The 20,076-nt window shown below is 40.0% G+C and carries 15 protein-coding genes; 11 read left to right on the forward strand and 4 right to left on the reverse strand.

Annotated elements, in window-relative coordinates; translation table 11 throughout:
* Positions 1 to 125 precede the first annotated feature (125 nt).
* From murA to guaB, 4 genes are all read right to left on the reverse strand, one after another.
* The gene (murA, locus tag AB1Z56_RS15580; protein WP_046671805.1) at positions 126 to 1,451 is read right to left on the reverse strand and encodes a UDP-N-acetylglucosamine 1-carboxyvinyltransferase; all 1,326 of its coding nucleotides are present in this window, start codon (positions 1,449 to 1,451) and stop codon (positions 126 to 128) included.
* A gap of 211 nt (positions 1,452 to 1,662) precedes the next feature.
* Entirely contained in the window at positions 1,663 to 2,490 is an 828-nt protein-coding gene (locus AB1Z56_RS15585; RefSeq protein WP_309364106.1) for a DUF4290 domain-containing protein, read from the reverse strand.
* A gap of 53 nt (positions 2,491 to 2,543) precedes the next feature.
* Positions 2,544 to 4,823, reverse strand: a complete 2,280-nt coding sequence (locus AB1Z56_RS15590) for an ATP-dependent helicase (RefSeq protein ID WP_070565989.1) — start codon at positions 4,821 to 4,823, stop codon at positions 2,544 to 2,546.
* A 142-nt stretch (positions 4,824 to 4,965) separates the two neighbouring features.
* Positions 4,966 to 6,441: an IMP dehydrogenase gene (guaB, locus tag AB1Z56_RS15595; RefSeq protein ID WP_075993975.1), complete on the reverse strand. Its 1,476-nt coding sequence runs from the start codon at positions 6,439 to 6,441 to the stop codon at positions 4,966 to 4,968.
* A gap of 224 nt (positions 6,442 to 6,665) precedes the next feature.
* Here guaB and AB1Z56_RS15600 point away from each other — a divergent pair, with 224 nt between their 5' ends.
* From AB1Z56_RS15600 to rodA, 11 genes are all read left to right on the forward strand, one after another.
* Entirely contained in the window at positions 6,666 to 7,139 is a 474-nt protein-coding gene (locus AB1Z56_RS15600) for a hypothetical protein (protein WP_426789603.1), read from the forward strand.
* Between the two features lie 257 nt (positions 7,140 to 7,396).
* Positions 7,397 to 10,378, forward strand: coding sequence for a protein translocase subunit SecDF (gene secDF, locus AB1Z56_RS15605; RefSeq protein ID WP_313268791.1), 2,982 nt, complete (start codon positions 7,397 to 7,399; stop codon positions 10,376 to 10,378).
* Between the two features lie 114 nt (positions 10,379 to 10,492).
* The gene (locus AB1Z56_RS15610) at positions 10,493 to 10,930 is read left to right on the forward strand and encodes a MarR family winged helix-turn-helix transcriptional regulator (RefSeq protein ID WP_070565996.1); all 438 of its coding nucleotides are present in this window, start codon (positions 10,493 to 10,495) and stop codon (positions 10,928 to 10,930) included.
* 2 nt (positions 10,931 to 10,932) lie between these two features.
* On the forward strand, positions 10,933 to 11,937 hold the full coding sequence (locus AB1Z56_RS15615) for an NAD(P)/FAD-dependent oxidoreductase (RefSeq protein ID WP_426789604.1): 1,005 nt from the start codon (positions 10,933 to 10,935) through the stop codon (positions 11,935 to 11,937).
* 2 nt (positions 11,938 to 11,939) lie between these two features.
* Positions 11,940 to 12,272, forward strand: coding sequence for a 2Fe-2S iron-sulfur cluster-binding protein (locus AB1Z56_RS15620; protein ID WP_426789605.1), 333 nt, complete (start codon positions 11,940 to 11,942; stop codon positions 12,270 to 12,272).
* Positions 12,273 to 12,524: 252 nt separating this feature from the next.
* Entirely contained in the window at positions 12,525 to 13,835 is a 1,311-nt protein-coding gene (locus tag AB1Z56_RS15625; RefSeq protein ID WP_088162765.1) for an NAD(P)/FAD-dependent oxidoreductase, read from the forward strand.
* Positions 13,836 to 14,276: 441 nt separating this feature from the next.
* A complete protein-coding gene (locus tag AB1Z56_RS15630) occupies positions 14,277 to 15,302 on the forward strand; it encodes a rod shape-determining protein (RefSeq protein WP_046671815.1) in 1,026 nt (341 codons plus the stop codon).
* 91 nt (positions 15,303 to 15,393) lie between these two features.
* Entirely contained in the window at positions 15,394 to 16,236 is an 843-nt protein-coding gene (mreC, locus tag AB1Z56_RS15635; protein ID WP_075993981.1) for a rod shape-determining protein MreC, read from the forward strand.
* Entirely contained in the window at positions 16,229 to 16,747 is a 519-nt protein-coding gene (locus AB1Z56_RS15640; protein WP_046671817.1) for a hypothetical protein, read from the forward strand. Before mreC ends, AB1Z56_RS15640 begins: the two co-directional genes overlap by 8 nt.
* Before the next feature lie 27 nt (positions 16,748 to 16,774).
* Positions 16,775 to 18,757, forward strand: coding sequence for a penicillin-binding protein 2 (gene mrdA, locus AB1Z56_RS15645; RefSeq protein ID WP_426789606.1), 1,983 nt, complete (start codon positions 16,775 to 16,777; stop codon positions 18,755 to 18,757).
* On the forward strand, positions 18,750 to 20,015 hold the full coding sequence (rodA, locus tag AB1Z56_RS15650) for a rod shape-determining protein RodA (RefSeq protein ID WP_293907951.1): 1,266 nt from the start codon (positions 18,750 to 18,752) through the stop codon (positions 20,013 to 20,015). Before mrdA ends, rodA begins: the two co-directional genes overlap by 8 nt.
* The last annotated feature ends 61 nt before the right edge of the window (positions 20,016 to 20,076 follow it).

Raw genomic sequence — 20,076 nt, forward strand, 5'->3', positions numbered from 1 at the left:
CTATAGCTGTTTAAATGTAGTATAGACAAATTTACCTTATTTGACGCAGATATCACAAAAAAAGCCCCAGAATTTATATCCGGAGCTTTTTTATCTTACACTAGCACATAGGCTATTCGCTTTAATTAATGACCTTTTGGTTCGGCATCGATACGTTTAATATCTGCTCCTAATTTACGCAAGCGTTCTTCGATATCTTGATAGCCACGTTCAATTTGTTCGATATTATGGATCACAGATTTTCCTTTGGCAGATAGCGCTGCAATCAATAAAGAAACCCCGGCACGAATATCGGGTGAAGTCATCTCAATACCTCTCAGGTGGTGTGATTTATTCAGTCCAATAACGGTTGCACGGTGTGGGTCGCACAAGATAATCTGAGCCCCCATATCAATCAATTTGTCCACGAAGAACAAACGGCTCTCGAACATTTTTTGGTGGATCAATACGTTTCCTTTTGCCTGAGTCGCCACAACAAGTACTATACTTAATAAATCGGGTGTAAAACCTGGCCAAGGTGCATCCGAAATCGTCAGGATAGATCCATCGATAAATGTATCGATTTCATAAGATTCCTGTGCTGGAATAAAAATATCGTCACCTCGTAATTCAAACTTGATACCTAAGCGAGAAAATACAGATGGAATAACGCCAAGTTCTTCGAAACAGACGTCTTTGATGGTGATTTCTGAACCTGTCATTGCTGCAAGTCCAATGAAAGAGCCTATTTCAATCATATCAGGTAACATGCGGTGTGAAGTTCCCCCCAGACGCTCTACGCCTTCAATGGTCAACAAATTAGATCCAATACCGGATATTTTAGCACCCATGCGATTCAACATCTTACAGAGTTGCTGTAAATAAGGTTCACAAGCAGCATTGTATATTGTCGTTGTCCCTTTTGCCAATACAGCAGCCATCACGATATTCGCCGTACCCGTTACAGAAGCTTCGTCCAAAAGGATATAACTTCCTTTTAGCTCCGTTGCATCAACGTTAAAAAAATGGGTAGTTGCGTCGTACACAAACTTAGCCCCCAATTTTTCAAAGCCCAAAAAGTGGGTATCCAATCGTCTACGTCCGATTTTATCACCCCCCGGTTTCGGAATAGCAGCCTTTCCGAATCGAGCCAACAAAGGGCCGACGATCATGATAGAACCACGCAATCCACCGCCTTTTTCTTTAAATTCGGGTGACTGGAAATAGTCTATATTTATATCTTTAGCTTCAAAAACGTATGTGTCCTTATCTATACGATTAATTTTAACACCTAAAGCAGCCAATAGATCGATCAACTTATTGACATCCTTAATATCTGGGATATTACTGATGGTCATAGGTTCTTCTGTCAGTAAAACTGCAGAAAGGATCTGTAAGGCCTCATTTTTTGCTCCTTGAGGAATAATCTCTCCCTTTAACGGTTTTCCACCGATTATTTCAAATGCGTTCATTTATATATAAGTGATATCTTCTTAGTATCCCATCCCGGTTCTTGTATTAGCCTTGGGATATTTAGCCTTCCGTCTAACATACAGGGATCGGAGTCCAAAGAACCTTGTTTTTTATTAAAACAGCGCGACTCTTAAAAAAAAGAAGGCAATTGTAAAGAAATCTGTTAATCACTTCGCAATTGCCTGCTTCTTTAAACAAAATCTTTAAGAACTAGCCCCGTTTGTTATTATAATTACCCTGCGGCTTTCTGTTTCTGTTATTGTTGTTATTGTTGTCCCTTCCGTAGCTATTGTTATTGTTGTCCCTTCCGTAGCTGTTGTTATTGCTTCCGTAGTTATTGCGCTTCGTATTGTTGTTGTTACTTGTCATACGAGGCTTGCCACCGCCTTTCGACTGGTGACCGGAGTTATTATTATTGCTATTGTTATTATTTCCGCCTGAATTACTATTAGCCGGACCTTTAACACGATTTCCAGGAGGCGGTGTTTTAAAGTCAAGTTTAGTCAATACGGTACCTTCTGGTAAGGTCAATTGGTAACCTGATAACTCTTTTAGATCCTGGATGATCAACTCGTCCGAAACAGAATCCTTATTCCAGGTCAGGTAAGCCATTTTCATAAAATTGGCGATACCGATCACCATCTGCTCTCTTTTGGCTTCGTCATTAGCCAATAAAGCCTTTTCAATCATTTTCTCTACGGTAAAACCATAGTGCTTGAATCTAATGGAATGCTGCGGATAGCCTAAATGCTCAACTTCGTGTTTCACACTTTTCGCTGTAGCAATTGGATAAGGCGAGTCGATATCCAATTTAAAATCTGAGATAATCTGTAGGTGGTCCCACAGTTTATGTTTAAAATCAGACACGTCTCTCAAATGCGGGTTCAATACCCCCATCATGTCGATTACAATCTGCGCATGTTTATTTCTTTCTTCCTTTGTGGGTAAAGTACAGATGTAGTCTACCATATTTTGCACATTGCGACCATATTCTGCAAGGATCAATTTTGGTCTAGTGCTGTTGTAGTCAAAGTTCATATAGCTAATATAAGTACCTAATAAAACGATCAAGATGCCGTTTTGGTATTTTATTATTGAATTATTCTAAGTTTTGCAAATTTAAGCAACAATTGTTTCTGTCCCAACTCTTTAAAGAAAATAGTTGCTTTTATATCTCCTTTGTTTCCTTCGAGATTAACAACTTTGCCAAATCCAAAGCGTTCATGCTCAACTTCCATGCCGACTTGAAGATTTGATGTATCTGAAGGAGCAAAACCCGCAGTAGGTTTGTGGGCTTTCGGCAGTATTGATGTCGTTTTAACCATGGGCTTAGGCTTAGGTTTAGAAAACGTATCATCACTATCCTTTTGTTGCCATGCAATTCGTTCGCCTTGAAAACTTCCGGCTGAGGCAGAAGTTTGTCGTGGTTTAAAATCCAATGCAAGACATGCCGGATTCAATTCATCCAAGAAGCGACTGGGTTCGCAGTTATTCAGCGTTCCCCAACGATATCGCGAAGTAGCATACGAAAGTAGTAATTTTTTTTCAGCTCTCGTAACAGCGACATAAAAAAGTCTTCGTTCCTCTTCTAATTCCGACCTGGAATTCAACGACAACTGGGAAGGAAATAGGTTTTCTTCCAAGCCTACAATGAAAACAATCGGAAATTCCAATCCTTTGGAAGAGTGGATGGTCATCAATGATACGGTATCAGCATTTGGATCTTTATCATTATCGTCGTTTGTCAACAGGGCGATATCCTGCATATAAACGTCAAGTCCGCGCTCTTCGATATCTTCCCGTTCCGAAAATTCCTTGATACCATTGAGGAGTTCCTGGATATTTTCGTAACGCGCCAACCCCTCTACCGATTTGTCTTCATACAATTCTTTCAGAATACCACAGTGCTGCGCAATATGCATTGCCGTATCAAATGCGTTATTGTTTTTGGCAAGAGCCTGAAAACTCTGTATCATCTGTGCAAAACCACCGACAGAAGTTGCACTACGTCCGTCTAGAAACTGGGCTGCATTTGCAACAACATCCCATATACGGTATTGATTCTGATCTGCAGCGATCATGATCTTCTCTATCGTCGTATCCCCGATCCCTCTACGTGGATAATTGATAACACGCTTTAGTGCTTCCTCATCATTTGGATTGAAGGTGAGTCTGAAATACGCGATCAGATCTTTAATTTCTTTCCGTTGATAGAAAGAAGTACCACCGTATATTTTATAGGGGATATTAATTTTGCGTAAGGCCTCCTCCATTGCCCTGGATTGGGCGTTGGTACGATACAGAATAGCAAAATCTTTATAATTAAGTCCTTTTAACGATTTCTCTTCGATGATCTGGTCAGCAACGATCTTACCTTCCTCATTGTCAGAGAAAGCACGTGAAACCTTGATCTTTTCGCCCTCTTCATTATCCGAGAAAACATTTTTCTCCAATTGATTCTGATTATTGGCTATCACCGAATTGGCCGCATTCACGATCATCTTAGTCGATCGATAATTCTGCTCCAGTTTAAAGATCTTCACATCTGGATAATCCTTTTGGAAATTCAGGATATTCTGAATATTTGCACCACGAAATGCATAGATCGATTGTGCATCATCCCCAACCACGCAGATATTTTCGTTGACTGCTGCCAGCCGTTTGACAATAAGGTATTGAGAGAAGTTGGTATCCTGGTACTCATCGACCATCAGATAGCGAAATTGATGCTGATATTTATGCAATACCTCTGGATGCTTGTTTAACAAGACATTTGTTTTAAACAAGAGGTCATCAAAATCCATTGCTCCAGCACGATAACAGCGTTGTGCATAGGTCATATAAATCTGCCCCAATTGACCACGACCATTGGAAATATCTTCGGCCAGTATGGCTTCATTCTTATTATATTCCTGCGGTGAGATCAAGTTGTTTTTTGCCTGTGAGATACGTCCATACACATGATTGACATTATACAGCTTATCATCGAGATTCATTTCCTTTAAAATGGCACGCAACAAACTTTTGGTATCGTCCGTATCGTAGATGGTAAAGTTTCTGGGGTAACCGATCAATTCAGCTTCGACACGGAGTATTTTTGCAAATACCGAGTGGAATGTTCCCATCCAAATATTTTTCGCTTCGCTACCAACAACAGAAACGATACGTGCGCGCATCTCTTTGGCGGCCTTGTTGGTAAATGTTAATACCAAGATATTGAATGGATCAACACCTTTTCGAATCAAGTGTGCTACACGATAGGTAATTACCCGTGTTTTTCCTGAACCAGCTCCCGCAACAATCATCACAGGACCTTCTGTTTGCTCTACGGCTCCTCGTTGTGAAGGGTTTAAACCCGCTAAATAATCCAAATTAACTCCTTAAATTTTAAAACCTGAGAATAGGGTATAAAAGTACAAATTTCCTATTGATCACTGGGTCTATCTTGCTAATATTTTTACACAAAAAAACCGATAATCTTGATTATCGGTTTTTATATGATCCAAGCAGCATCTAGCCTCTGCTATTATAATTTGGTGCTTCCTTCGTAATGGAAATATTATGTGGATGGGACTCTCTCAACCCTGCTCCTGTAATACGGACAAATTGTGCTTCCTGTAATTTTTCTATTGTTGCAGCACCACAGTATCCCATAGAAGCGCGTAATCCGCCAATATATTGATAAACGACCTCAGCCAATGTACCTTTGTAAGGAACACGCCCAACAATACCTTCAGGAACCAATTTTTTGATATCATCTTCTACGTCTTGGAAATAACGATCTTTAGATCCTTTTTCCATGGCTTCGATTGAGCCCATACCGCGGTAAGATTTAAACTTACGTCCCTCATAGATAATTGTTTCACCTGGAGCTTCTTCCACACCAGCGAATAAAGAGCCAGCCATAATTGTGCTTGCTCCGGCTGCAATTGCTTTTGCAATATCACCTGTTTGTTTGATACCACCATCTGCGATCAATGGCACGCCCGTTCCTTTAAGTGCTTTGGCAACTTCATATACAGCATAAAGCTGAGGAACACCGACACCAGCAATAATACGGGTTGTACAAATTGAGCCCGGTCCGATACCTACTTTTACGGCATCTGCACCTGCTTCAGCCAAAGCTGTTGCTGCTGCACCGGTCGCAATATTTCCAACGATTACCTGTAGCTCAGGGAACTGCGATTTCACCAATTTCAACTTATCGATTACACCTTTAGAATGCCCGTGTGCCGTATCGATGGTGACCACATCCACACCTGCTTTCACCAAAGCCTCAACGCGGTCAAGAGTATCTGGTGTAACGCCTACTGCTGCACCGACCAATAAACGGCCATGGCTATCTTTGGCAGCATTGGGATAATGTTTATATTTTTGGATATCTTTAAAAGTAATCAAGCCTTTCAAAATACCTTCTTCATTGACTACAGGAAGTTTTTCGATTTTTTCGTTCTGAAGAATCTCTTCCGCTTTCACCAAATCCGTTCCTTCGGGAGCAACAACAAGATTTTCCTTGGTCATCAATTCGTTGATTGGACGGCTCATATCTTTTTGGAAACGAAGATCACGATTCGTTACAATACCAACCAATTGACCTTTTTCGTTCACAACAGGAATTCCACCGATCTTGTGCTCCTTCATAATATTGAAGGCGTCACCCACGGTTGCTGTTGCCAATAACGTTACCGGATCCTGAATCATACCGCTCTCTGAGCGTTTTACTTTACGTACCTCAGCAGCTTGTTCTGCAATAGTCATGTTCTTATGTAACATACCAATACCGCCAGCTTGAGCAATCGCAATCGCCAAATCAGCACCGGTTACCGTATCCATTGCTGCAGAAACCAATGGAATATTTAATTTGATTTTTTTTGTTAGCGAAGTGCTCGTATCAACGTCACGGGGTAAAATTTCAGAATAAGCTGGAATTAATAAGACGTCGTCGTAAGTGAGACCTTCTGCTACGAATTTTTGTGGATCTAATTGCATGGCAAATATGTATTGGGTTTTCTATTTGCCAGGCAAATTTAAGAAAAATAAGCAATAATAAAAAATAAAAGATACAAATTACAATCGGAAGACAAATTAGAAACGTTATGAATTAAGCATTCCCTTCGGGTACGTCCCAGCCTTTATCATTTTTTGGCAGGCTATTTGCTTTTGGTAACACGAAAAGTTATTTTAATTAATGAAAATATAAAGATAAGATAATTATGAAAAAGACATTACTCTCATTAGCTGCCGTCGCAGCATTAGCATTTGGCGCACAAGAAGCGAAAGCTCAGTCTCCATTTAGATCAGCGATAGGTGTTGTATTCGATGGTACAACAACTGACTTATGGGGTGTTCAATATAAGCAATCTTTCGGTGGTGCCAACATGGGGCAAGCACAAGTGATGTTTGACGACCATGTTGTTGCTGTTGGTGCGGATTACCAATATGCAAGACCTTTCCAAGGCGTTAATGGTTTGGGATGGTATGCAGGTGTTGGTGCACAATTGACGTTTATTGACGTAGGTGATAACATTACAAACGCTGCGTTGCGTCCTCAATTAGGTTTGGAATTTAAAATTCCAGTTGCTCCGATTGCGTTCCACGCAGATTGGAAACCCGACTGGAGATTGAACCACAACAGTGATTTTGATGCTTCAACATTCTCGTTTGGTATCAAATACACATTGAAATAATAAAGCAACTAAACAGTAATAGAAGGCCCTTCTCTTTTTGAGCAGGGCCTTTTTTATAAATTAAAATCAATTAATATTTCTTTTTTTCTTCAATTCTCCTATTTTTATGCCGTTGACCTGATTGGCGTAAATAAAACTTTTCATTCTACAAAAATTTTATACCTTTGCCATTCTTGGTAAAATGTGATTAAACGAGAACTAATTATCAATTACATAAACAGTATTTAACATTAAAATTAATACAATTATAACAGACGATGCAAGGTAAAGGGCTGATTAAACTTTTAGTGATAGTGGTGTCATTAGCGTGTCTATACTCCCTATCATTTACTTGGGTGACCCGCAATGTGGAGCGAGATGCTGAGAATTTTGCCAAAGGAGACTTGGCGAAAGAGAAAAGCTACCTCGACTCAATGGCCGGTGAAGTAGTATACAATTTAGGTTTTGCAAAATACACCTATCGGGAAGCCAAAGCAAATGAACTCGCTTTGGGATTGGATTTGAAAGGTGGTATGAACGTGACCATGGAAATCTCATTGGACGAATTGATCCGCAATTTGGCGAACAATCCAAAAGATGAGAAATTCAACAAAGCGTTAGAGCAAGCAGTAGCAAAAAGCAAAACGAGTGCAAAAACAGTCGTTGCTTTATTTATGGAAGAATACAAATCCATCGGTGCGACAACTCCGCTTTCGACATTCTTTTCAACAAAAGATAACGCTGCTCTAATTAAACCTGGTGATTCAGACTCCAAAGTTGAATCATTCCTTCAAAAAGAAGCAGACAATGCCATCCAAAATTCCTACAAAGTACTTCGTACACGTATCGATAAATTTGGCGTTGCATCTCCAAACATTCAAATTCAACAAGGTACAAACCGTATTTTGATCGAATTACCTGGTGTGAAAGATGAAAGCCGTGTTCGTAACCTATTACAAGGTTCAGCTAAATTGGAATTCTACGAAACATATACAAACCAGGAAGTTTATCCAATACTGGAAAATATCGACAAAACTTTAGCATCAACGTTAAAAGCTGCTCCAGCTGCTACGACAAATGCTACAGCAGATACAAGCAAAAAATCAGATGATTTATTGTCTAATCTAACCGGTGGTAAAAAAGATGCTAAGAAAGACAGTGCTGCTGTAAATCTAGGTCAGAAAAATCCATTATTTGAAGTCTTACGTCCAGCTGTTTATATGGGCGAAAACCAACAAATGGCACTTATGCCAGGTTCAATGGTCGGTATTGCTTCATTAAAAGATACGGCAAAAGTAAATGCTTACTTGCAACGTCCTGAGGTGAAATCAATCCTTCCTGGAAACTTAAAGCTTTTATGGTCTGTTAAACCAGAGCAAAAAACACCTGAGCAACTATCATTATACGCAATTAAAGGGTCTGGACAAGACAATGGTGCTGTATTGACGGGTGATGTGATCACTGACGCAACAGCAAACTTTGATGAGAAAAATCAACCTGTGGTTGGTATGCAAATGAACAGTGAGGGTGCTCATCAATGGAAGAAAATTACAGCAAAAGCAGCTCAAAACAGAGATGCAATTGCGATCGTTCTTGATAATGTAGTTTATTCGGCTCCTTCTGTAAACGGTGAAATTCCAAATGGTAGCTCATCAATCTCTGGATCCTTTACGGTAGAAGATACCAAAGATTTGGCGAACGTATTGAAGGCAGGTCGTCTTCCTACAACTGCTAAAATCGTTGAGGAAGCTGTTGTGGGTCCTACTTTGGGTCAGGCTGCCATCGATGCCGGTGTAAATTCTGCTGTTATCGGTATTATCGTGGTCATGATCTTTATGATCGCTTACTACAATACTGCGGGTATCGTAGCAAACATCGCGGTATTGTTAAACGTATTTATCATTATGGGGGTATTGGCATCCTTAAATGCTGTACTGACCCTACCTGGTATTGCCGGTATCGTATTGACAATGGGTACTGCTGTCGATGCAAACGTTTTGATTTATGAACGTATCCGTGAAGAACTGGGCTTAGGAAAATCGATCCGTCAGGCTGTTGCCGATGGGTACAAACATGCGTTACCGTCCATCCTGGATTCGCAGATCACAACCTTCTTAATTGGTATTATCCTATTTTTATTTGGTAGTGGTCCGATCTTAGGCTTCGCAACAACGTTAATGGTGGGTATTATTACTTCATTGTTTACTGCGATCTTAGTTACACGTGTTATCTTTGAATGGATGTTGGCGAAAGATTTCAAAATCAAAGTCTCTTTCCCTTGGTCTGCAAACACTTTGCATAACGCAAACTTCAAATTCGTGCAGAAACGTAAAATCTTTTACGCGATTTCAATCGTTGCTGTGTTAATTTCTGCTGCATCAATTTTCACAAAAGGATTCAGTTTAGGTGTGGATTTCCAAGGTGGACGTACTTATACTGTTCGTTATGACAAACCTGTGGACTTAGAAGCTGTACGTACAAACTTGGATGATATCTTCAAGAAAACAACAGAGGTAAAAGTATTCGGTGCAGCCAATCAATTGCGTATTACAACAACTTACCATATTGAAGAAACTTCGGACACTGCTGATAAAGAAGTATTGGACAAATTAAACCAAGGTCTATCGAAAGTAGATGCTTCCAATAAACATGAGATTCTTTCGTCTCAAAAAGTTGGACCAAGTATCGCTACCGATATTAAATCTAGAGCAACCAGCTCAGCAATTTTCTCTATCATTATTGTTGCAGCTTACATCTTGATCCGTTTCCATAAATGGGAATATTCAGTTGGAGCAGCTATTGCAACAATTCACGATGCGATCATTTTATTGGGATTATTCTCTATCTTGGATGGTATCGTACCATTCTCACTTGATATTGACCAACACTTTGTGGCAGCGATATTAACTGTAATTGCTTACTCGGTGAATGATACAGTGGTTGTATTTGACCGTTTACGTGAATTCGTATCGAAACCAAATGCACATAATGAAGATCTTGGTGATGTTGTAAACCATGCGATCAACTCGACATTAAGTAGAACAATTATCACATCATTGACAATCGTGTTTGTTCTTGCTGTATTGTTTATCTTTGGTGGTGAAGTTATCCGTGGATTCTCATTCGCGATCTTAATCGGTGTTATCGTAGGTACATATTCATCTATTATCTTAGCTGCACCTTCAGTATATGACTTACGTAAAGGAAAACATTTGGCAGAAGGTAATACTGCTAAAAAAGCTGAAGTCGTAAGACCATAATAGCTGATATTGATAAAATAAAAAAGGGCGTTCGAATGAACGCCCTTTTTTATTGCATTCAAATTACTTGTCACACTAAATATTTTAAATATATTTGTTGTACTAAATATTTGTATGCTAAACGAAAAATTTGACCGCTACTCCTTCATCTTGGACCAAACAGCCAAGAAAGTAAAACAGTTCGCCCAATCTTCTTTTGCCGAGAAAGGATTTGATATTACTGTAGACCAATGGACCATTTTAAAGGCTTTGTACGAAACAGATCAACTTTCACAAAAAGAACTGGCCAAGCGCTGCGGAAAAGACCAGCCCACACTGACTCGGATCGTTGATATCCTTCTTAAAAAAAATCTGGCTGAACGGATCACTGACGAAACAGACCGTCGGAGTCTCTACCTCCATTTGACAGAAGAAGGAAAACTAAAGGTAGCATCGCTTACGCCAATTGTTACGGAGATTCGTATGAAGGCCTGGGAAAATCTAGCGGACGAAGATTTCGAAGCTTTTACAAGGATTTTGAATACAATATATAACAACTTAAATATAGAATAGCTATGATAAATACGGATATCTGTATCATCGGAGCAGGACCGGTTGGCCTATTCGCAGTTTTTGAAGCTGGGCTTTTAAAAATGCGCTGCCATTTGATCGATGTACTACCCCAAGTGGGCGGTCAACTTTCGGAGATCTACCCCCATAAGCCTATCTACGACATTCCTGGTTATCCAAGTATCACTGCGCAGGAGTTGATCGATAAACAGCTTGAACAGATTAAACCCTTTGATCCCACATTCACCTTAGGCGAGCGTGTGGAACATATAAGAAAACAGGACGATGGTTCTTTTATTGTAGAAACCAATGATCATACGATGGTTCATACACAGGTCATTGTTATCGCCGGGGGCTTAGGTTGCTTTGAACCACGCAAGCCCGAAATTCCAAATCTTCATCTCTTTGAAGGAAAAGGCGTAGATTATATGGTAAAAGACCCAGCTAAGTACCGGGACAAAAAAATTGTCATTGCCGGTGGTGGTGATTCCGCGCTCGATTGGACCTTCCATCTCGCAGATATTGCGCAACAGGTTACTTTAATCCACCGGAGTGACTCCTTCAGGGGCGCTCCAGACTCGGCTGAAAAGGTTTTCAAATTGGCCCAACAGGGTAAGATCAACTTATTATTGTCCCACAATCTGACCAATATTCATGGCAATGGCTACTTGTCCCATGTTGAAACAACCAATAAAGAAAAAGAAGTTATCGCAACAGATGCAGACTATTTCATTCCCTTATATGGTCTTACGCCGAAGCTGGGTCCAATCGCAGATTGGGGATTAAATATCGATAAAAATGCCATAGAGGTTAATACGTTTGATTACTCAACCAATATCGAGCGGATCTATGCTATTGGAGACATCAACAGCTATCCGGGCAAACTGAAACTCATTCTCTGTGGGTACCATGAGGCTGCCCTGATGTGTCAAAGTGCTTTTAAATTTGTCTATCCAGATCAAAAATTGACATTCAAATACACCACTGTAAACGGTATAAATACATTCTAGCCATGGACGATAATTTAATTCAAGTCACTGTTATTGATCGTGATGGGAGCGAAAATACGCTGGAGGTTCCTACCGATATCAATCTTTCACTCATGGAGATTTTAAAGGCATCCGAATATGAAATTCTGGCCACTTGTGGAGGTATGGCGCTGTGCGCTACCTGTCATGTCGAAGTTGTCGAAGGCCTGGATACGCTTCCTTCAGCGAGTGATCAGGAGCTCGACATGCTGGACACGCTTCCGGATGCCGATGATCAAAGCCGCCTTGCCTGTCAGCTTTATCTGCAGAACAGCAACAACGGTATGAAAATCAAGATAAAAGGCGCACTACAATAATGTTATCATTGTGTATTTTATACACAATGATAACATTATTAATCAATTTTTTTTAAGACAGCGATATCCATCATAAAGAACTAAAAATCAAATAAGTACAAAATACATTATTGAAAGAATTAGCCTCTTTACAATAAAATTCACAACAGATCAGCACAATAAATAAATATTTTTTAGCTTTTTGAGTCAAAATTTAAGATATTTGCAGCTTAATTCGATTGTACCGAATTTTTACAACAAACTATTAAAAATATGCCAAGCAATAGTTCAAATAGAAAATTCCCAAGAGTAATCATTATTGGTGCTGGATTTGGAGGAATTGAAGTTGCTAAAAAGCTTAAAAATAAGGAAGTTGAAGTTCTGTTGCTGGACAGAAATAACTTTCATACTTTTCAACCATTGATGTACCAAGTTGCCACGGGTACTCTTTCAGCGGACTCCATCTCCTTCCCTGTTCGCAAAATGTTCAAAGGCCAAGACAACTTTCATTTTAGACTTGCTGACGTAAAAAGCGTAGACAACGAAGCTAAGATTGTAAGAACAGATGTTGGTGATTTTGACTATGATTATTTAATTGTTGCTACAGGTGCTACGACGAACTTCTTCGGTAATCAACAAATCACAAAATATGCTTTGCCGATGAAAAACATACAAGAAGCATTAAATATTCGAAGCTATGTTTTACAGAACCTTGAAGAAGCGGTACGGATAGAAAACCCTGCTGATCGTAAAGCTAATTTGAATTTTGTCATTGTTGGGGGTGGTCCAACAGGGGTAGAACTTTCGGGGGCAATCGCAGAGATCAAAAACAATGTTCTTGAGAAAGATTATCCAGAATTGAAAAAATCTGAGATGTCAGTTTACCTGGTTGAAGGACTTCCAAAAGTATTGGCTAACTTATCTGAAAAATCTTCTAAAGATTCAGAAAAGTACCTCAAAGATTTAGGTGTAGAAGTATTATTGAATGTTCAGGTAACAGGATATGATGGCAATTCAATTACTTTCGCCGATGGCAGAAGCATTGAAACAAAAACGGTTATCTGGGGAGCAGGTGTAGCTGGGCAATATCCAAATGGTTTCAAAAAGGAGATTATCCAACGTGGTAACCGTATACAGACAGACGATCAATGCCGTGTTATCGATATGCCAGGTGTTTATGCCATTGGTGATGTTTCGGCATTTATCACAGATGACCTTCCTCGCGGCTTACCAGGTGTTGCACCGGTAGCGCAACAGCAGGGGGCATATGTTGCAAAACATATTCTTCAAACAATGTCCAATCAACCAACAGAGAAATTCAACTATTTTGACAAAGGATCCATGGCTACGGTAGGTCGTAATAAAGCTGTCGTTGACATGGGAAAAATCCATTTCAATGGATTCTTTGGCTGGATGACCTGGATGTTTGTCCACTTGATGTCCATCTATGGATTCAGAAATAAATTGATCACATTCGTCAACTGGTCGGTCAAATTTTTCACCAAAAACAGTGGTGTACGTTTAATCTTCCACAAATATGATGAGCCGACTCCGGAAGAACAGCAGGCAGAAACAGCGCAATAGTTTTCTATTGGAGTCTATATAAACTATTTCAATACCCCGACAGCGCCATTATCCCAAACGATACTGGCGCTGTTTTTTACCCCTATTTTACCTGTTTAATCCACTCGCTAAAAACATATAATAACAGCGTGTAGGAACCCTTCGAAACAACAACCCTCTCCAGATAGTTGTCAAAACCACCTTTTCCCGATTGGATTCTTTCTTCTCGCGGTCAATGATTTCAAAAACACCGGCTTAATTCTTTTTTAACACCGCATCCAATTAAAAATAACTTCACCTGGGACGTAAGAATTACAGATTATATTCGTTAAATTTAAAGACAGTTTTTTCCAGATAGAATTTACTTTCAGAATGTAGTTTTTTTTGATGTATAACCTCAAAAAGATTAATTTTTTTTGTGTAGGTTTGCATATTATTTTAAAATAGCTTAAGGATTAGCAGATGGGCTTATTTAATTGGTTTACGCAAGAAGTTGCGATTGACTTGGGTACTGCAAATACCCTAATAATTCATAATGACAAAGTAGTAGTGGATGAACCTTCTATTGTTGCATTTGACCGCACCACAAACAAAGTGATCGCCATTGGTCGCCAGGCCATGCAAATGGAGGGTAAAACACACGACAATATAAAGACAGTACGTCCTTTACGTGATGGAGTAATCGCTGATTTTACGGCAGCTGAGCACCTGATCAGAGGTATGGTAAAATTGGTAAACAATGGTAAGAGCTGGTTTTTCCCTTCCCTACGTATGGTTGTTTGTATTCCTTCCGGTATTACGGAAGTAGAGAAAAGAGCTGTGCGCGATTCAGCAGAAATTGCTGGTGCCAAAGAAGTCTATTTAATTCATGAACCCATGGCTGCTGCTGTCGGAATCGGAATTGATGTGGAAGAACCAATGGGTAATATGATTATCGATATCGGTGGAGGTACCACTGAAATTGCTGTCATCGCTTTATCGGGTATTGTATGTGACCAGTCCATTCGTGTTGCTGGTGATAACTTCGACTCTGACATCGTTCAATACATCAGAAGACAACATAACATCATGATCGGTGAACGTACGGCTGAAAAAATCAAAATTGAAGTCGGCGCGGCTCTTCCTGAGTTACAGGAACCACCGGCAGATTTTGCTGTTCAAGGCCGTGATTTGATGACAGGTGTTCCTAAGCAAATTACTGTTTCTTACACCGAAATAGCGCATTGTCTAGATAAGTCCATATCAAAAATTGAAGAGGCGATCTTAAAAGCACTTGAAATCACTCCACCAGAATTATCAGCGGATATTTATCAAACAGGTATCTATCTTACCGGTGGTGGTGCATTATTGCGTGGTTTGGACCGTCGTATACAAGCGAAAACTAAACTTCCAGTACATATTGCCGAAGATCCGTTACGTGCTGTCGTAAGAGGGACTGGTATTGCACTTAAAAATATTGGACGATTTAAATTCTTGATGCAATCATAACGTTCGATAATTAATAACAATATTTTATTAAAGAGCGATATAATATGCAAAACTATTATATCGCTTGCTTATTAAATACCCACATTAAAAAATGAGAAACCTTTGGTTATTCCTGAGACGATACAATGCATTCTTCTGGTTTATCCTATTTTTTGGATTCTCGTTATTTTTGGTGATCACCAACAATTCTTTCCAACGTAATTCTGTTTTAAATTCTTCAAATAGTATCATCGGAGGCCTGTATGCAAAGGTCAATTCCTGGAAAAGCTATCTGCACCTCGGGGAGACCAATGATGCACTTGCAAAGGAAAATGCACAATTAAGAAAGGACTTACAAGCCTATCGATCAACTGACAGCATCAAGATCGGTCCTGTCCCAGCAATCGATAGCAGTGAGTTTGGGCGTTACGAATTTATTATTGCGAATGTCATCAACAATAGCATTCACCAAAAGGCAAATACGATTACACTCGATAAAGGCAGTAAAGACGGTATAGAGCGAGGTATGGGTGTTATCGCTCCCAACGGGGTAGTTGGTATTGTATTGAATGTTTCCCCTAACTTCTCTACCGTTCAATCCCTATTGCATCCGGACACACGTATATCCGTTACACTGGGCCACACCGAGGTCTTCGGCTCGTTGGTATGGGGCAATAGCATGGATTACCGCGCGGCAATGGTCAAGGAAATTCCAAACCATATCAAAGTCAATAAAGGAGACAAAGTGTATACCTCAGGATATTCAGGACATTTTCCAAAGGGAATTTTCGTTGGAACGGTCATTCAGACGGGTATTTCTTCAGGAGATGCTTTTTTGGATCTTAGACTATTATTGAGCACCAATTTCTCCAATTTGCAACATGTCTACGTTGTAAAAGACCTTTTAAATAAAGAATTAAAGACACTAGAAGAATCGACAAAGGACAATGGCTAGGATTTTAATATTTAATATTATTCGATTTATCGTTTTGATAGGCATGCAAGTTTTCCTATTTCAAAATATCGGTTATTACAATCTGGTCGCTGCATTTCCTTATATCTTATTTATTTTTTTACTTCCGACAGGAACACCTAATTTCCTGGTGTATTTGATCGCATTTCTTACGGGACTTACCGTAGATTCATTTTATGATACCCTTGGTGTCAATACCGCAGCCTGTGTTGCATTGGCCGCCTTCCGTATTTTCTTCATGAAAATTACGCTCGAAGTTGAAGAACGTGAATCTTTTTTTACCCCGATGTTGGGCTTCATGAATATTCGCTGGTTCTTTTCCTACATCTTTTTCGGAACATTGATCCATCATACATTTTTGTATCTCTTGGAATCTTTTTCCTTCCAGCACATCCAATACACCTTATTGAGTATAGTTTTAAGTTGTATATTTACAGTAATTATCATGCTATTATTTAGCATATTATTCTACAAAAAGAAAGATCGGTTGTAGTAGATCGATGGATAGAAATTCATTTCTATGAACAGTTTTTTTGCGCGTAAGTACGTCGTTTCAGGAATCTTTATTGCCATCACATTGACCTTGGTGGCCCGCTTATTCTATTTACAGATCATAGACGATTCCTATATACATTCCGCAAACAGCAATGTCATGCGCAAGGTCATTGTGTACCCGGCCAGAGGGGTTATATTGGACCGAAAGGGAAAGGTGCTAGTTCAAAACGAACCCGTATATGACCTTATGGTTACTCCACGTGAGGTGAAAGAAATCGACACCGCTTTGTTTTGCAAATTGATAGACATTGACAAGGAAGGCTTCATCAAACGGATGGAAAAGGCAAGAGTACACTCCCCTTACCGTGCATCCATTTTTGAAAAACAGCTTTCTGTACGGACATGGGCTCAATATCAGGAATACCAATATCAATTTCGTGGTTTCTATGTCCAAAAAAGAACTATCAGAAGTTATCCCGATAGCATAGCGGCTCAATTTTTGGGTTATGTAAGTGAGGTAAATGATAAAGATATTGAACGCTCCAATGGGTTTTATCGTAGTGGTGACTATATTGGTCGCAGTGGGGTAGAACGTTCTTATGAAGACCTTATTCGCGGAAAACGTGGCGTCAACAACTTAATGGTTGATGCGCTGAACCGCCCGAAAGGGGTATTTATGGAGGGAAAATACGATACACTTGCTGTTGCAGGGGAAGGACTGGTTTCTTCTTTGGATAAGGACCTCCAGATTCTAGGGGAAAACCTCATGAAAAATAAATTGGGGTCCATTGTCGCTATTGAACCTGCAACAGGTGAAATATTAGCGTATGTAAGTAGTCCGAGTTACAATCCAAACATGATGGTCGGCAGACAGTCTGGCAATAATTATATGAAATTATTGAAAGACGACACCAAACCGCTTTTTAACCGTCCTATTCAAGCCTCTTACCCCCCAGGCTCTGTATTTAAAGTCGTTTCGGCACTGACTGCGCAGCAGGCTGGTGTTATTGATCGCAATACGGTATTTTTCTGCCCGCATGGCTATAGCTATGGTGGTGGGCGCGGCTGGATGGGCTGTACGCACTATCATGGGTCAACTACACTACAGCGATCTGTAGCTGTATCATGTAATACCTACTATGGATTTACCTATGCTAAGATGATCGACGGACGTGGGCTTTCGGGACCTAAGGCTTACGATCTATGGCGCAATGCAGTAACACAGTTTGGAATCGGTCATAAACTAGGCATTGATCTGCCGGGTGAAAAACCAGGTTTACTACCTACGTCAGATTTTTATACCAAACGCTATGGTAACGATAAATGGCGTTCAAGTTTCAATATCTCCTTATCTATTGGACAAGGGGAAATGGGTATAACCCCCTTGCAAATGGCCAATATTATGGCTATCGTTGCCAACAAAGGTTTTTATTACAGACCCCATTTGATTAAAGGTATTGGCGCACAGAAAATTGCCAAGAAGGAATTTACCGAAAAAGTCAGTGCCGGCGTGGATGAGCGGTATTATCCTGTTGTTATCCAAGGGATGAGTGATGCTGTCAATACGCCCGAAGGTACCGCTTGGGCCAATCGTATCCCGGGCATCGAAATGTGCGGAAAAACAGGTACAGCACAAAACCCCCATGGTGAAAACCATGCCGTTTTCTTTGCCTTTGCGCCGCGAGAAAACCCTAAAATCGCCATTGCTGTCTTTGTTGAAAATGCGGGTTACGGGGGAACCTGGGCAGGACCTATCGCAAGTATGATGGTTGAGAAATACCTCAAGGACACGATAACTGCACCAAAATATATTCAGGACCGCATTTATAAAGCGAATTTCCTTCCTGCACCCAAAAAAGTTGTGGATCCAAAGACTAAAGATGTAAAAAAGACAGACTCAGTCAAATCGAAAACCGACACGTTAAAATCAAAACGCCAGTTGGCAGCTTTAACAAAACCAAAGGAAACAATTGTTCACCATAGCGAGATAAAGAGAAGATATGAATAATCAAAAAACTAGTTTCTTTGGAAAGATAGACTGGCTAACCATCACGCTTTGGCTTGCACTATGTTTAATTGGCTTATTCAATATCCGCGCAGCTGTGTTTAATCCTGAAATGCCTAATTTCTTTACCTTAGGGACAAATTATGGAAAACAGTCTTTATATCTTGTTTCCGCAATTATTCTAGGGGTATCCATTCTGATCATCGATGCTAAATTTTTCAGTTCTGCCTCACCGATATTTTATGGTATAACGGCTGTATTGCTTGTCATCGTACTCGTTGTAGGGCGAAATGTCGGCGGAAATCAGGCATGGATTGACTTAGGTTTTTTCCGCTTACAGCCTTCTGAGTTTGCAAAACTTTCAACCTGTCTGCTCTTGGCTAACTTTTTAAGTTCTCAAAGTAATAAAGCTCCGACTATGCAGACGCTGGCAATGGGAGCCGGTATTGTCTTATTCCCTGTATTTTTGGTTATGTTACAACCCGATACGGGATCTGCCCTTGCCTTCTTCTCGTTGATTTTTGTCTTTTACCGTGAGGGCTACGTAAATAATGAGCTACTTATATTTGGCGGTCTCTGCATTTTACTTTTTGTCCTTGCTTTATTGGTCAACCCATGGATACTTATCTTGATTTTAGCATTGCTCATTGGCCTTGTCATGTGGAACTACCGCAAGAGAAGGAAATACATTATCAATCTAAGTATACTTTTTGCAGCCTGCGCTGTATTTGTTCTCTGTGTGGACTTAGTCTATGAACATGTGCTACAACCCCATCAACGCGACCGTATTGACATTATCCTGGGTAAAATGGAAGACCCCAAAGGCAAAGGATATAATTTGAATCAGTCGAAGATTGCCATTGGATCGGGGCAGCTTCTAGGCAAAGGTTACTTACAGGGAACCCAAACGAAATACAATTTTGTGCCTGAGCAGAGCACGGACTTTATTTTCTGTACCGTTGGAGAAGAGTGGGGCTTTGTTGGATCGGTTACCTTATTACTTATCTATCTCACCTTACTCCTACGCATTATTCATATAGCCGAACGACAGCGTTCAGCCTTCGCCAGGATATATGCATACGGTGTAGCGTCCATCCTCTTTTTTCACTTATTTATCAATATCGGTATGACCATAGGTATCGTTCCGGTTATCGGGATTCCGCTGCCTTTTATCAGTTACGGTGGTTCATCTTTATGGAGTTTCACCATTTTACTGTTTATCATGCTTAAATTTGATTCAAATAGAAAAGGAGTTGTCTAAAAACAACTCCTTTTCTATTTGTACCCTTATTTAGTTCTTCTCAACTCTTTTACTGCATCAA

Source organism: Sphingobacterium sp. WOUb80 (genome assembly GCF_050058145.1).
GTDB lineage: Bacteria > Bacteroidota > Bacteroidia > Sphingobacteriales > Sphingobacteriaceae > Sphingobacterium.